The following is a 13,432-nucleotide window of genomic DNA, read 5'->3' as shown; positions in this document are numbered from 1 at the left end:
TTGTAGACCTGTCAATGCCGAAACGGCGGCAGCGGCGGATCGCCGCTGCATCGCCCGCGCAATGAAAGACCCGAAGGGGCGGAGCGTTTTCTTGATGGATGATCAACCCACGCCGGATGGCATCAAAGGCGCCGCGGCACTCAACAAGGGTATCAAGCTCCTCGCCGCGATCGCCGACGCCGAAGTACCGCCGTCGGTGCGCGACCTCAGCGACCAGACCATGCTGCCGCGGCCGACGGTCTACCGCTTGCTGGCGGCGTTGACGGAAGCGGGATTGGTGCGGCAATCCTCGGGGGGACACACCTATCAACTCGGCGCTACGCTGGTCACGATCGCGCACCGCGCGCTCGACCAGATGGATATCCGCGACATCGCCCACGAACATCTCCTGAAGCTGCGCGATGACACCGGCGAGACCGTCCATCTGGCTGTGTTCAGCAATGACGCCATGCTCTATGTCGACAATATCGAGAGCCGCGAACGGGTCCGCATGAAGTGCTCGCTCGGCGTCTCGGTCCCCCTACACACGACCGCCGTCGGCAAGGCCTATCTTGCCTTCTCACCGGAAGATCAGCGCGAGAGCGCGCTCCAGCGGCTGAAGCTCGAAGACGTCACCGGACACTCCATCACCTCGCGCGACGCCTTGCGGGCGCAGATCGCGGACGCGGCGCGGCGCGGCTGGAGCACCGACGAAGAAGAGAACGAGCGCGACATCTTCTGCTTCGGCGCCCCGATCCTGGACCGTCGCGGCAACGCGGTGGCCGCGGCCAGCATCAGCATTCCGCGTTTCCGGCTGCGTCCGATGGCTGAAACGGTGTATGTGGCGCCGCTGCTCGAGGCCACCACCAACGTCTCGCGCATTTTGGGATATCGGCCCAACGCGTCAGTCGCGGGCAAGGCAAAATCCGCCGCGCGTTAAATCACATCGAACTCTTGCATCCTCAACAGATGGATGCCTATAGCGATAACAACAAACGGCGATGTCAAACCTCGCTCTCCCTGGAGAACAATCCGATGACCCTGCCCTTTTCCAATGCGCGCACCGGCGGCAAGATCCTGGTCGACCAGCTCCTGATCCACGGCGCCGACATGGCCTTCTGCGTGCCGGGCGAGAGCTATCTGGAAGTGCTGGATGCGCTGTTCGACGTGCGCGACCGCTTCAAGCTCGTCAACGCCCGCCACGAGGCCGGCGCCGCCAACATGGCCGAGGCCTATGGCAAACTGACCGGCAAGCCCGGCATCTGCATGGTGACGCGCGGACCGGGCGCATGCCATGCGGCGGTCGGCATCCACACCGCCTTCCAGGATTCGACGCCGATGATCATGCTGATCGGCCAGGTCGGCCGCGACATGATGGATCGCGAGGCTTTTCAGGAAATCGATTACCGCCAGATGTTCGGCCCGGTCGCCAAATGGGCGGCGCAGATCGACGTCACCGCGCGGATCCCCGAATATATCGCGCGCGCGTTCCACATTGCGACCTCGGGCCGCCCGGGCCCGGTGGTGCTGGCGCTCCCGGAGGACATGCTGACCGAGGTCACGCAGTCCGGCGACGCCGTTTGCTATCATGCAACACAACCGGCTCCCGCGGCGCAGGTCTTCCCCGGGATTCGCGAACTGCTCGAGGGGGCGAAGAAACCGATCATCCTGGCCGGGGGTCCCGGCTGGAGCGACCGCGCCTGCGCCCAATTGCGAAGCTTTGCCGAAGCCAACGGGATTCCGGTCGCGACCTCGTTCCGCCGCCAGGATATCATGGACAACCGGTCGTCATGCTTTTCCGGTGACCTCGGCACCTCGGGGCCGCCCGCTTTGGTGCAGCGCTTCAAGGAAGCCGACCTGCTGCTGGTAATCGGTGCGCGTCTCGGCGAAATGACCACCCAGGGCTACAGCATTCTTTCCTCGCCAAGGGCGCGGCCGAAACTGATCCATGTCCATGCCGACGCCGACGAACTCGGCAAGGTGTTCACGCCCGACATCGCCGTGCTGTCGTCCTCCGATAATTTCATGGCTGAGCTCGCCAATGCCGGCTGGTTCGCCGCGGACCGCTGGAGCGCCTGGCGCCATTCCGCCCGTACCGATTATATCAACGCCGTCGCTCCGCCCGACTGCACCCAGGCGCTGGATGTCGCCGCCGCGATGCTCGAACTCGGCAAGCGGCTCGGCGACGACGCCATCGTCACGCTCGACGCCGGCAATCACACCGGCTGGCCGCAGCGCTTTCTGAGCTACGCCCGGCCGGGCCGCCAGATCGGGCCGACCAATGGCGCGATGGGCTATTCGGTGCCGGCGGCGGTGGCCGCATCATTGGTCCATCCGGATCGGGTGGTGATCGGCTGCGTCGGCGATGGCGGCTTCATGATGAGCGGGCAGGAAATATCGACCGCCGTGCAGCACGGCGGCAAGCCGATCATCCTGCTGTTCAACAACAACATGTACGGCACCATCCGGATGCATCAGGAGCGCGAGCACCCTGCCCGCGTCGTCGGCACCGACCTCGTCAATCCCGACTTCGTGGCGATGGCGGCGGCGATGGGCGCGCATGCCGAGCGCATCACCCGCACCGCGGATTTTGCGCCGGCGCTGGAGCGCGCCATCGCGGCGGGGCGTCCGGCGCTGCTCGAACTATGCACCGATCCGGAGCAGATCTCGACGCGCACCACCATCACCAACCTGCGGGTGGCGGCCGAAAAGCGGCAAGCGCAAGGCGTTACGGGCGAGTAATCAGGACGGAAATTCGGTCTGCTTGACCTGAATCCTGTCCGCATGCAGCGACCAGTCGCAAAGCGACTGGTTTTCGCAGAATTTCTGCTTGGCCAGTTCCGTGGCGTGACCTTCACTGGAAGCTTCAACTTCCACGATGCTCTGGCAGATCTCGGCCTGCCGGCCGTTCTCGCCGAGCACGTCCTTCATGAACCGAACGACAAATCGCGCCATGGAACCTTCCTCTCGCGCCCGCGCGCCAAGACAATTCCATATAACGCTATCATGGGAAGATGGTTTGACGGGCATCAACAAGGCGACATCGGGCGCCCGGAAGGCCTCAGGCGCCGGCCGACGGCAGGCTGGCGGCTGCGATGGCGACGATCAGCCTGAGCCGGCGCCCGATCCGGGACGATGCCGAGTGCAAGAATGAGTTGACCTGTCGCATGATCGCCAGTTCCTTCGGCGCCAATGGAACCAACGGTCCGCAGCGAGCGCTTGCAAAGGAAAATGGCCGCACCCTGGCAGCGTGTCGAGGGCTCGGCGAAAATAGCGACGTGTCCATCGCCCGGGCCCCGATTCACGATGGATTTATTGCCGCGATCTGGACACCGACGATGGAATTCTTCTCCGCGAAATCCGATCCGGGATTCGCTCGTCAGCCCGGCGCGAACCCGAAGGCCCTCTCAAAGCGTTTGGCATAGGTGGGCCAGACCTCGGGGTTGATCAGGCGGGGCGGCCGCTTGCCGTCGAGGGCGCCGAGCATCTGCTCGGCGGCAATCCTGCCCATATTGGCCCGCGCCTCCCTGGTCACCCCGGCGGTATGCGGGCTGGCCAGCACGTTGTCGAACTGCAGCAGCGGATGGTCCGGCTGCGGCGGTTCCTTGTCCCAGACGTCGAGGCCCGCGCCGGCGATGCGCTTGTCGCGCAGCACCTCGAACAGCGCCGCCTCGTCATGGATGAAGCCCCTCGCCGTGGTGATGAAATAGGCATGCGGCTGCATCAGCGCGAATTCGCGGGCACCGATCATGCCGCGGGTATCCCTGGCGAGCGGACAATTGATCGAGACATAGTCGGAAGCCCGCAGGAGGTCGTCGAGTTCGACTTTTTCGCCGCCTCGCGCCGCCATCTCGGTCGCCGACAAATAAGGGTCGTAGGCCAGCACCTTCATGCCGAGCAGGCCCCTGCAGAGTTCGGCGATACGGCGGCCGACATTGCCGAGCCCGACGATGCCGATGGTCTTGCCCTGCGCCTCGGTGCCGATCAGGGAATTGCGGTTCACATCGGGGTCGCGCCGCAGCGCGCGATCGGCCTCGATGATGCGTTTTGACAGCGTGAGCAGCATGCCGAGCGCATGCTCCGCGACGGAGTGGGCATTGCCGCCGGTCTGGTTGACGACCAGTACGCCCGCCGCCGTGCAGGCCTCGACATCGACGGGATCGTAGCCCGCGCCGTTGCTGGAGACGATCAGGAGGTTCGGTGCCCGTTTCAGCAGGTCGGCGTGAACGTGAAAATGGTCCGCGAGTTCGTCGCGCGCGGCGCCGACCTGATAGGCATGCGCGGCGGCCAGAATCGGCGCGAAGGCGTCTTCGGCCGTTTCGTTCTCCAGCCGGTCCAGCCGCACATCGGGCCGCGCCGCCAGTATTTCGGCGTAGATCGGATGCGCCAGATATTTCACGTAGAACACACGCTTGTTATTCACGGACATTGTAAGCCTTCAGTTTCGGGAAGCATGGAGCGTCGCGGCGGCGCATGTTGACAATCCCGGAGAGTGCGTCAAGTTTCGGCGCAACGACGGGGCGGCTGCGAACATGTCGCGATCGAAAAATCGTCGAGAAACAGGGGATAGCACGATGGCGGCTGCCGAGGCACAGACAGTATCCCCATCTTCTCAGGGGACGGGCTGGCAAGAGGTGGTGCTGCAAACACTCAAGCGCAACGACATCCGGCTGGTGCCCTACGTTCCCGACCGCATCCTGACGACGCTGATCAAGGGCCTCCACGCCGATCCATTCTTCACCACGTTCCCCACCGCGCGGGAGGAAGAAGCGGTCGGGATCGTTTCCGGCGCCTGGATGGCCGGCATGCGCGGCGCCGTCCTGATGCAAACCTCCGGGTTCGCCACGCTGGCCAACGTGCTTGCGTCGCTGGCGGTCCCCTACCAGATTCCGTTGATCATGTTCGTTTCGGAACGCGGCACGCTCGGCGAATTCAACTACGGCCAGGCGCTGGTCTGCCGCACCATGCGGCCGGTGCTGGATTCGCTGGCGATGGAGCATCACACCTGCACCCGGCTCGACGAGTTCGAGTTCATCGCCGATCGCTCGATCAAGCAGGCCATCACCACGCAGGCGCCGGTGGCGCTGATCCTGTCGCCGCTGCTGACCGGCGGCAAGGTCTTCGACAAGTGAGTGAAGCCATGAATACGGCCGCCAACAGCCCTGCTCGCAACACCAAGGTGATGAACCGGTTCGACCTCACCTCGCGGCTGGTCGCGAAGCTGAAGCACGAGGAGGCCGTGATCGGCGGCATCGGCAATACCAATTTCGATCTTTGGGCCGCCGGCCATCGCCCGCAGAACTTCTATATGCTCGGCAGCATGGGGCTTGGTTTCCCGATCGCGCTCGGCGTGGCACTGGCGCAGCCGCAGCGCCGCGTGTTCGCGCTCGAGGGTGACGGCTCGCTGCTGATGCAGATGGGCTGCCTTGCGACCATCGCGACACTGGCGCCGAAGAACCTCACCCTGATCGTGATGGACAACGGCATCTACCAGATCACCGGCGCGCAACCGACCCCGGCCGCCGCGGTGGCGGATATCGTCGCCATCGCCGCGGCCTCCGGTCTTGCCAACAGCGCCTGGGCGGCCGACGAGGAAGACTTCGAGCGTCTGGTCGACCAGTCGCTGGCGGCTTCCGGCCCGACGCTGATCGGGGTTCGCATCGACGACAAGCCCGGCGTCGGCGCCACCCGCCGGGATCCCGTGCAGATCAGGGAACGCTTCATGCTCGGTCTCGGCGTCCGGGAAGCGCTGTAGAATCAGGCATTAACCAAGGGACCTCGCGACTTCGCATCTGCAGCATATCCGGCCGGCAAACGTGTTATCCGGTGGCGATGACCTTTCTCCTCAAAGGACTAGCCTGGCTGCTGGCCGCCGCTGTGGCTTTCGCCACACTGGGACCGCCGGGGTTGCGGCCGCATTCCGAGCTTGGGCAGGAAGGCGAGCATGCGCTGGCCTTCCTGCTGATCGGGCTAGCCTTCGGTCTGGCCTATCCGCAGCGCCGCTGGCTGACCACGCTGATCGCCATCGCGGTGATCGGGCTGATCGAGGTCCTGCAGTTCTGGGCACCGGGACGGCACGCGAGATGGTCGGATTTCGTCGTCGACGCGCTGGCGGCCTGTGCAGGCCTCTTGCTCGCGGCGGGCGTCGGCTGGATCATGGTGCGATCGCGCCGCGCTGGATTGTCGTAAGACGCAAAAACCCCGCGGGGAAATTTCCCCGCGAGGATTGATGGATGCTCTGTTGCCTCGGTCAGTCGATGATCTTGATGATCTTGCGCGTGCGCGGCTCGACGATCACCCGGCGGTCATTGACCACGGCGTAGCGATACTCGGTGTGATCTGGAACAGTGCGCAGTTCCACGCTGGCCGGCAGCGGCTCCCCGACCACGATTCTCTCGCGAACGGTTACCGATGGCGCCTGCGCGCCCACGATCGATGTGATCACGGCGTTCGGGATTTCGAGCCCGAGACCGACCGCAGCACCGACCGTGCCGCCGACGGCCTGGCCGACCGGACCCGCTACGGCACCACCGGCTGCAGCTCCACCCCGCGCACCCTCGACGGTGGTGGATTGGGCGAACGCGGCGCCGGATGCGAGCAGCGACGCGGCAATGATTGAAGCGGTAAGGCGATTGGTCATCTTGACCTCCATGAAATGGGTGATGCCTATCAACCGTTGGACCGCGGCGATGTTCCGACATTTCGCAGTTCCAGTGCGCGGACCGGTATCTCAGCGGAAGAAGTTCCACGTATCGGAAGCCGCCATGCAGGAAGCACCCATGCATGAAAAAGGTCGCAGAAAATCTGCGACCTTTTGGTTATCAGTTATCAGTCCTGTCGCGCCAGGCGATCACCAACGACGATAGGCGCGATGGATCCGCGGTCCGCCGCCGTAGTAGCGGGCTCCGTAGTATCGCGGTCCGCCATAATAGACGTAGGCCGGACGAACGACACGACGGACCCGGGGGTAATAGGCCGGAGCGTAATAGGTCGACCGGTATCCGCCGTAATAGGCCGGGGCATAGCGATAGGCCGGCGCGTAGCCGCCATAATAGGCCGGCGCATAGCCGCCGTAATAGGCCGGCGCATAGCCGTAACCGTAACCATAACGCGGACCGTAGGCGTAGGCGCTGGAGGCGATGCCGCCAACCACCGCGGCCGCAATCAGTCCGCCCGCCAGGCCGGGACCAAAACCCCTTCCCCGCCAATGCGCTTCCGCCGGAGACGGCGCCGCCATGGCCGAGAAGCCGACGACGGCAGCGGTCACTAACGCCATTATTGCTTTCTTCATGTCCAAAACCCTTCCAATTTTCCCGGGCCTTCCAACTTGTAACCTAACCCAAGGTTTCCCGCGGAGGGAGGTTGCGCAAGTCCATCCAGCAAATTTAATCTTGATGAACATCGGTTCAACAGCGGAAACAAGGAGGCAACACGATGTCGGCGGTTCCGGAAGTGAGATCCGCGGACGCGAGCCTCCAGGCGAGCGCGATCGATACCATCGTGCTCGGCTTTGCAACCGACCCGATGACTCGCTGGGTCTGGCCGGACTCGTCGCAATATCTCAGAATAATGCCTCGATTTGTCAAAGCCTTCGGCGGCCGGGCCTTCGAGCATGGCACAGCGGACATCACCGACGGGGCCCGGGCCGCCGCCCTTTGGCTGCCGCCGGGCGTCGAGCCCGACGATGCGGAAATGGGCGCCGTCATGGAGGGAGCCCTGCGCCCCGAGATCGCCGGGGATATCGGCGCCGTCCTGAAAGGCATGGCCGAATATCATCCCCGCGAGCCGCATTGGTATCTTCCGCTGATCGCCGCCGATCCGAACTGGATGGGACGAGGTCTCGGCGCCGTGCTGCTGAAACACGCGCTGCGGCGCTGCGACGCGCAGGGCATCGCCGCCTATCTCGAAAGCTCGAACCCGCGCAATATTTCCCTGTACGAACGCCACGGCTTCCGGATCATCGGCAGGATTCAGAGCGGCTCGTCTCCGGTGTTGACGCCGATGCTGCGGCCCCGACCCTGAGTGTCGCACTGCCGAGACCAATTGTCCTGATGACACACCGGCTGCGCGGAGGTAGCCTGCGGCAAAAGAAAGCATGGGGCTGCGTGCAACCGGCGGGGGACCGGTCGAGTTCACTTCGAGGTAGCGAGGGAACGTGCCATGAAACAGATCGAGGAAATTCCCGGCAAGCTGGTTTTGAAAGCCGGCTCCACGACACTCACGCTCGACAAGGACTACGGCAAGGCGACGCTGCAGAAAAAACTGCTGCTGTGGAACAAGAAGCCGGTCGAGTTCGAGCTTTCCGACATCGACGACATCGCGGTGAAGTCGGAAAAGGACGGCGCTTCCGGCGCGATCATCCATCACAGCGTGTTGCACCGGCGCAGCGGTGAAGTCACCGTCCTGACCACCGAGGAAGCCCAGGATGCCGCCGAAACCGTGTCAAAGCTGCGCGGGTTTGTCGGGTTGTAGGGTACGGCGGGCATCGGCAAGTTCAAGCTCCGGACATGTCTCAAACTCCAGACATGCCTTCGCGATCTCGCGGCAGCTTTCGCCCGAGGTTTGCCGGAAATTTCCCGCCCTCTGCAATCAGAGGGCGCGGGGAATGCCGGGCGCCCGATGCGCCCGATAGCCACGTGTGCAATGGGTAGAGGTAGAGTGCACACGCGTTGTCAGGTCACACCGGAATCACCCGGCACTCCCCGCGCGATGGTTTTTGCTTATACGTGGTCTCCCCGGCGATCGGCTTTCTTGCCGCCGTCACCTGCGGGTCTCACCGCAAGTTTGACACCAGCACCGAGGTGTCAGGACCGCACGATTTCGCATCCGTTTCAGGCACTCGGGTCAGGAGCGCCATCCGCGTCCACCGCATCCCCGTCCCGCACTGGTGACCTTGCGCAACGCCCCTCGGAGTGGGACGGGATGGCCATTGATATAGCCTGGTTGTAGATTCTGATAAACAGAAATATTTTTGCGTGAAGGGCTTGACATTAATTCTGATTACCGGAAGTGATTTGCCCGTCGGATGGCCGGGTCGCAGCCTGGACGGCGACGTCACCTTTTCCGCGCGGGCGCAGGCTGCCCGGTAATCTGCTGCCGCCGGCGCCGGATTGCGTCAGCCTGTTAACCTCCCGATAACTCGTTTTCCTAACCGCCTCTTGTTACCGGCCCCGCTAAAGATGCGGGTGAGCAGGGACGGGAACATGTCGAGCGGTTCATCGGATAGTGTCAGTTCGGACGGCCGACCGCTGTCGCGCGATGGTGCGCGCTCCAGCGCAAGACCGGGCGCGATCCGGTGGCTCATCCTGTGCGGTGCCGCGCTCGTGGTCGCGATCGCGCTCGGCACCGGGTATCTCGCCCTCGAATTCCGCGAGCGCGCGCTCGAGGTCAGCGAGCGCGAACTGACCAACAGCGCGCTGCTGCTGTCCCGTCATTTCGACCAGCAACTCGCCGATCTCCAGCATGTTCATGGCGTCGTCGTCGGACATATGCAGGCAGGCAGCGCGACTACCGCCGAGGGCTTCGAACGGCAGATGTCGACCCAGGCCGCGCATGAGATGCTGCGCACCAAGCTCGCGGCACTTCCGCATGTCGGCGGTCTGAACGTGTTCAATGCCAGGGGACAATTGATCAACACATCGGAGATGTGGCCGGTGGAGGATGTGAATATCAGGGACCGGCGCTATTTCCGCGAATTTACCTCGGGCGAGCCGGTTCCCGACGTGATCGTCGAGCCGGCCGTCAGCAAGGTGACGAAAAAATGGACGACGATCTTCGCGCGCAAGATTACCGGCCGCCACGGCGAACTGATCGGCTTTGCGACCCGGGGTGTCGAACCCTCGCATTTTCAGAGTTTCGTCGCTTCCCTGGCGCTGGGAGGCGACACCACGATCTCGATGATCCACCGCGATGGCACGGTCATTGCCCGCTATCCGCATGACGACAGTCTGATCGGCAAGAATGTCAGCACATCGCCGTCGTTCCAGAAGGCGCTGGCGGTGGGCGGCAATTCGTCCGGGCGCTTCAAGCATACCGCCCACAGCGAGGAAAGAATCGGTTCGATCCGGTCCCTGACGAATTTCCCGATCCTGATCGTGGCCTCAACCGACGTTTCGTCGGCGCTCGCCGACTGGCGGGCCCAGAGCAAGCTGCAGTTTTCCGCCGCCCTTCTCGCCGTGATCGTCGTCGTCGCCACGATCTACCTGATCGTTCGCCAGCTGAAACGTCAGCACGAAGCCGCCCAGCGGCTGCTTGGCGAGAAGAGCCAGCATCTCGACCAGGCCATCAACAACATGACCCAGGGACTGCTGCTGTTCGACGCTTCGGGCCGCCTCGTCATCTGCAACCAGCGCTATATCGACATGTTCGGCGTATCGCCTGACGTCGCCAAGCCCGGCTGCCATCTGCGCGACCTCATCCGTCATCGCCAGGATCTGGGTTCCTTCGTCGGCGACGTCGACGCCTATTGCGCGAGATTTCTCGACCCGAAGGATGACCTGATCAACGACACCGTGATTTCGGTCCCTGACGGCCGCATGATCCGGCTGGTCTACAAGCGGTCGCCGGACGGTGGCTGGGCCACCACGCTGGAAGACGTCACCGAGCGGCGCCGTGTCGCGGCCAAGATCGAGCATCTCGCCCATTACGACGCCTTGACCAACCTGCCGAACCGCACGCTGTTCCAGCGGCATGCGGAGGGGTTGCTGTTGCAGACCGCCGACGTTCAGTTCGCCATCCTCTACATCGACATCGACGAGTTCAAGCGGATCAACGACTCGCTTGGCCACCTGATCGGCGACGAGTTCCTGAGGGGCGTGTCGGGACGCCTGCTCGAATCCGTCGGACCGAGCGACTTCGTCGCCCGGCTTGGCGGGGATGAATTCGCCATCCTGCAGCGCGACGTCGACTCCGACGACGACGTCGAGGCGCTGATCGCGAAGGTCTATCAGGCGCTGCGAACGCCGTTCGATTGCCTCGGCCACAGCCTCGGCGGTGACGCCAGCATCGGCGTTTCGATCGCGCCGCGCCACGGTACCGATTTGTTCGGGCTGCTGAAAAGCGCCGATCTCGCGATGTATGCGGCGAAAGCGGCCGGCCGCCGGACCCATCGCTTCTTCGAGCCGTCGATGGAAGCGCACGCCAACCTCCGTCGCGAACTCGAGCGGGATCTGCGGACCGCGATCGCCAGAGGCGGCTTCGAGATCCACTACCAGCCGATTGTCGATCTGCGCAGCAATGCGATCACCGGATGCGAGGCGCTGCTGCGGTGGCGGCATCCGGTGCGCGGCATGGTCTCGCCGGCCGATTTCATTCCGGTGGCAGAGGAAACCGGCCTGATCGAGGAGATCGGGCAGTGGGTGCTGCGCACCGCCTGCGCCGAAGCCGCGGCCTGGCCTGCCGATATCCGCGTTGCCGTCAACGTGTCTCCCGTCCAGTTCAGGTCGCCGACGCTGTCCCTGAAGGTTGCCACCGCGCTCGCCGATGCCGGTCTCGACCCGCGCCGGCTGGAACTCGAGATCACGGAAGCGGTGCTGATTGCCGATGACGACGCGGCGCTGGTGGCGCTCAACCAGCTTCGTGCGCTCGGGGTCCACATCGCGCTGGACGATTTCGGGACCGGCTATTCGTCGCTGAGCTACCTGCAGCGGTTTCCCTTCGACAAGATCAAGATCGACCGCAGCTTCGTCAAGGAACTGACGCACGGCACCGGTTCGGCCTCCATCATCAGGGCCGTCGTCAGCATCGCCGCCGACCGCGACATGATCACGACCGCGGAAGGGGTAGAGACGGAGCAGCAGCGCGAGACCGTGCAGTCGCTCGGATGCACGCAGATGCAGGGATACCTGTTCAGCGCCGCGCGCCCGGCGCAAGAAATCCGCGACATGCTGGCGTGCGGCCGCGAGGCTGCCGCCGAGGTGGCGTGAGGGCGGCGGTCCCGCACTGAAGGCGTTGCAGCCCGGACCTTTGCTGGAACATTCCGTCGAAACCGCCATTGTCCCTCACGGAAACGGAGTGAGGGAGATCATCTGATGGCAATCGAAGGATCAGGCCCCGAACCCGAGAAGGGCCCCGATGTCCCCAATCTGGACCCGCCGCCGCCCCCGATCGAGCCGCCTTCACCGGAACCGGAGCCGGTCAAGGAGCCGGGTCAACCGAGACCCAAGCGGGTTTAGCCGGACATTCAAGGCGGGGAGACGACGATGGCAGCAATCGGGCCGGCCAAAAGCGGCCGCAAGAAACCGCCGAAGAAGCGGACCCAGATCAAGAAGAAGATCGCGCGAAAATCCCCATGGACGAAGCTTCCGCGCGCCGGTCCCGGGCGCAAGGCGAGGGGTCCCCGGCCGGAGAACGCGCGCCGGTCTTGAACCTGAATGTGGTCGCTATTTGCGCTTGGCCTGGCAGTTATACGCCTTTCGAAATCCCGCGGCCTGGGCATCTTCCTCGGTGCAGAACCAGCGATCCGGCTCCGTCGTGCCGGGGTAGCTTCGACATCCCTGCAGGTGATAAAGGCCGACATTCCCGGTCACGCGGGCGCGCACCGCCAGCTTGCCCTTGATGTTGCAGCCCGGCGGCATCACGGGATGCTCGGGAAACAGCACCGCACGGATCTCTTGATCCTTGTCCGGCCTGCAGGCATCGCCCAGCAGCTTGCCGTCCTTGCGGGCGCGGCGGAATTCGTAGGGCGATGCGAAGCATCCCTTCCAGAGTCCAAGTCGCTTGTCCCTGGCGCCCGCCTCGTCGTCCTTGTATCGGCCTCTGGCATAGGGTTCGAAATTCAGGGCAAACCCCTGTCGGACAAGGAGTTGGTTGAGCGTGACCGGCTCGCCCTCGACGGTGCAGATCCCGATATGCCGGCTCCTGTAAGGCGCCAGCCCGAGATCCTCACAACGTACGGCGCGGTCGCCTATCAGTTTTTTCAGATGGTCGCGCGCCTCGACGCCGCAGGCCCAGGGATCGGCGTGCTCGTCGATGCACATCTGGTCGAGTTCCGGCGCATCGATGCCGTCGAGCCGGTAGGTCACGCCGGCCGTCTCGACGGTGCCGCCGTCCTTGACGACCGCGCCGGCAGCCCAGCTTTGGCCAGCCCAGAGAACTGCCAGTATCAGGATCAGGAAACGCATCCAGCCCATTGCCTCTGTTCGGTTTTGCGATATTTCGGGCAACGTTACGGGAAGTTCGCACGTTGATCGAGGGGCCTGTTGATCGTCGAAAGCTTCGGGCGGTCCAGGTGCTTGGTGAACCCAGGCAGCGGCGACCGGCGGGGACGGCGCGCTAAATCTCTCCCTGAAGCAGAATTGGAGCGCATAAACCGTTGCCTCCGTTCAGTTTTGCTGTACGACGGAACTGAGAAAACGTCCCCTCGACAGCCGGCCCGCCGGGCTGGACCCCGCCCTTCGGTTGCAAGTAAATAGCCCCATGTTCAAACGAATTCTGATCGCCAATCGCGGCGAGA

15 protein-coding genes are annotated in these 13,432 nt (G+C 64.0%); 9 read left to right on the top strand and 6 right to left on the bottom strand.

The genetic code is table 11. The features are described 5' to 3' along the window. Nucleotides 1-94 precede the first annotated feature (94 nt). Both Q8R73_RS04110 and Q8R73_RS04105 read left to right on the top strand, forming a co-directional pair. The gene (locus Q8R73_RS04110) at nt 95-919 is read left to right on the top strand and encodes an IclR family transcriptional regulator (RefSeq protein ID WP_305718262.1); all 825 of its coding nucleotides are present in this window, start codon (nt 95-97) and stop codon (nt 917-919) included. Between the two features lie 95 nt (nt 920-1,014). After that, entirely contained in the window at nt 1,015-2,721 is a 1,707-nt protein-coding gene (locus tag Q8R73_RS04105; protein ID WP_305718261.1) for a thiamine pyrophosphate-binding protein, read from the top strand. Here the strand turns inward: Q8R73_RS04105 and Q8R73_RS04100 are convergent, their stop codons facing one another. Continuing rightward, entirely contained in the window at nt 2,722-2,934 is a 213-nt protein-coding gene (locus Q8R73_RS04100) for a hypothetical protein (protein WP_305718260.1), read from the bottom strand. A 140-nt stretch (nt 2,935-3,074) separates the two neighbouring features. On the opposite strand from Q8R73_RS04100, the gene Q8R73_RS04095 reads away from it, so the two are divergent. Next, entirely contained in the window at nt 3,075-3,404 is a 330-nt protein-coding gene (locus Q8R73_RS04095; RefSeq protein ID WP_305718259.1) for a hypothetical protein, read from the top strand. Here the strand turns inward: Q8R73_RS04095 and Q8R73_RS04090 are convergent. Then, on the bottom strand, nt 3,359-4,408 hold the full coding sequence (locus Q8R73_RS04090; protein WP_305718258.1) for a hydroxyacid dehydrogenase: 1,050 nt from the start codon (nt 4,406-4,408) through the stop codon (nt 3,359-3,361). The two genes, Q8R73_RS04095 and Q8R73_RS04090, sit on opposite strands and share 46 nt — an antisense overlap. 145 nt (nt 4,409-4,553) lie before the next feature. Here Q8R73_RS04090 and Q8R73_RS04085 point away from each other — a divergent pair, with 145 nt between their 5' ends. The 3 genes from Q8R73_RS04085 (at nt 4,554) to Q8R73_RS04075 (ending at nt 6,168) form a co-directional block, all read left to right on the top strand. Continuing rightward, nucleotides 4,554-5,111 (top strand): thiamine pyrophosphate-binding protein, encoded by a 558-nt coding sequence (locus Q8R73_RS04085; protein ID WP_305718257.1) that lies wholly within the window; start codon nt 4,554-4,556, stop codon nt 5,109-5,111. 8 nt (nt 5,112-5,119) lie between these two features. Then, complete coding sequence (locus Q8R73_RS04080) at nt 5,120-5,734, top strand: thiamine pyrophosphate-dependent enzyme (RefSeq protein ID WP_305718256.1); 615 nt, start codon at nt 5,120-5,122, stop codon at nt 5,732-5,734. A 77-nt stretch (nt 5,735-5,811) separates the two neighbouring features. Next, nucleotides 5,812-6,168, top strand: coding sequence for a VanZ family protein (locus tag Q8R73_RS04075; protein ID WP_305718255.1), 357 nt, complete (start codon nt 5,812-5,814; stop codon nt 6,166-6,168). Between the two features lie 61 nt (nt 6,169-6,229). Here Q8R73_RS04075 and Q8R73_RS04070 read toward each other — a convergent pair whose 3' ends face one another. Next, nucleotides 6,230-6,619 (bottom strand): DUF1236 domain-containing protein, encoded by a 390-nt coding sequence (locus Q8R73_RS04070; RefSeq protein WP_305718254.1) that lies wholly within the window; start codon nt 6,617-6,619, stop codon nt 6,230-6,232. Nucleotides 6,620-6,829: 210 nt separating this feature from the next. Further along, a complete protein-coding gene (locus tag Q8R73_RS04065; protein ID WP_305718253.1) occupies nt 6,830-7,255 on the bottom strand; it encodes a hypothetical protein in 426 nt (141 codons plus the stop codon). A 158-nt stretch (nt 7,256-7,413) separates the two neighbouring features. Here Q8R73_RS04065 and Q8R73_RS04060 point away from each other — a divergent pair, with 158 nt between their 5' ends. The 3 genes from Q8R73_RS04060 (at nt 7,414) to Q8R73_RS04050 (ending at nt 11,903) form a co-directional block, all read left to right on the top strand. Continuing rightward, complete coding sequence (locus Q8R73_RS04060; protein WP_305718252.1) at nt 7,414-8,001, top strand: N-acetyltransferase; 588 nt, start codon at nt 7,414-7,416, stop codon at nt 7,999-8,001. 138 nt (nt 8,002-8,139) lie between these two features. Beyond that, nucleotides 8,140-8,451: a hypothetical protein gene (locus Q8R73_RS04055; RefSeq protein ID WP_305718251.1), complete on the top strand. Its 312-nt coding sequence runs from the start codon at nt 8,140-8,142 to the stop codon at nt 8,449-8,451. 731 nt (nt 8,452-9,182) lie between these two features. Next, nucleotides 9,183-11,903 (top strand): EAL domain-containing protein, encoded by a 2,721-nt coding sequence (locus Q8R73_RS04050; protein ID WP_305718250.1) that lies wholly within the window; start codon nt 9,183-9,185, stop codon nt 11,901-11,903. Nucleotides 11,904-12,359: 456 nt separating this feature from the next. Here Q8R73_RS04050 and Q8R73_RS04045 read toward each other — a convergent pair whose 3' ends face one another. Both Q8R73_RS04045 and Q8R73_RS04040 read right to left on the bottom strand, forming a co-directional pair. Next, the gene (locus Q8R73_RS04045) at nt 12,360-13,100 is read right to left on the bottom strand and encodes a thermonuclease family protein (RefSeq protein WP_305718249.1); all 741 of its coding nucleotides are present in this window, start codon (nt 13,098-13,100) and stop codon (nt 12,360-12,362) included. Between the two features lie 151 nt (nt 13,101-13,251). Further along, nucleotides 13,252-13,432: hypothetical protein (locus tag Q8R73_RS04040; protein ID WP_305718248.1), on the bottom strand; the 181-nt coding region annotated here is incomplete at its 5' end.

Origin of the sequence: Bradyrhizobium sp., from assembly GCF_030697065.1 — a bacterium.
Taxonomy (GTDB): domain Bacteria; phylum Pseudomonadota; class Alphaproteobacteria; order Rhizobiales; family Xanthobacteraceae; genus Bradyrhizobium.
Note: the sequence above shows the minus strand (reverse complement) of the source record. Positions and strands in the feature narration are given on the sequence as shown.

Excerpts from the sequence above, each read along its gene's own strand:
- Q8R73_RS04065 (WP_305718253.1), bottom strand. The coding sequence starts at position 7,255 with ATGGCGTTAGTGACCGCTGCCGTCGTCGGCTTCTCGGCCATGGCGGCG.
- Q8R73_RS04095 (WP_305718259.1), top strand. The coding sequence starts at position 3,075 with ATGGCGACGATCAGCCTGAGCCGGCGCCCGATCCGGGACGATGCCGAG.
- Q8R73_RS04110 (WP_305718262.1), top strand. The coding sequence starts at position 95 with ATGGATGATCAACCCACGCCGGATGGCATCAAAGGCGCCGCGGCACTC.
- Q8R73_RS04075 (WP_305718255.1), top strand. The coding sequence starts at position 5,812 with ATGACCTTTCTCCTCAAAGGACTAGCCTGGCTGCTGGCCGCCGCTGTG.
- Q8R73_RS04070 (WP_305718254.1), bottom strand. The coding sequence starts at position 6,619 with ATGACCAATCGCCTTACCGCTTCAATCATTGCCGCGTCGCTGCTCGCA.
- Q8R73_RS04055 (WP_305718251.1), top strand. The coding sequence starts at position 8,140 with ATGAAACAGATCGAGGAAATTCCCGGCAAGCTGGTTTTGAAAGCCGGC.
- Q8R73_RS04050 (WP_305718250.1), top strand. The coding sequence starts at position 9,183 with ATGTCGAGCGGTTCATCGGATAGTGTCAGTTCGGACGGCCGACCGCTG.
- Q8R73_RS04100 (WP_305718260.1), bottom strand. The coding sequence starts at position 2,934 with ATGGCGCGATTTGTCGTTCGGTTCATGAAGGACGTGCTCGGCGAGAAC.
- Q8R73_RS04105 (WP_305718261.1), top strand. The coding sequence starts at position 1,015 with ATGACCCTGCCCTTTTCCAATGCGCGCACCGGCGGCAAGATCCTGGTC.
- Q8R73_RS04090 (WP_305718258.1), bottom strand. The coding sequence starts at position 4,408 with ATGTCCGTGAATAACAAGCGTGTGTTCTACGTGAAATATCTGGCGCAT.
- Q8R73_RS04060 (WP_305718252.1), top strand. The coding sequence starts at position 7,414 with ATGTCGGCGGTTCCGGAAGTGAGATCCGCGGACGCGAGCCTCCAGGCG.
- Q8R73_RS04045 (WP_305718249.1), bottom strand. The coding sequence starts at position 13,100 with ATGCGTTTCCTGATCCTGATACTGGCAGTTCTCTGGGCTGGCCAAAGC.
- Q8R73_RS04080 (WP_305718256.1), top strand. The coding sequence starts at position 5,120 with ATGAATACGGCCGCCAACAGCCCTGCTCGCAACACCAAGGTGATGAAC.
- Q8R73_RS04085 (WP_305718257.1), top strand. The coding sequence starts at position 4,554 with ATGGCGGCTGCCGAGGCACAGACAGTATCCCCATCTTCTCAGGGGACG.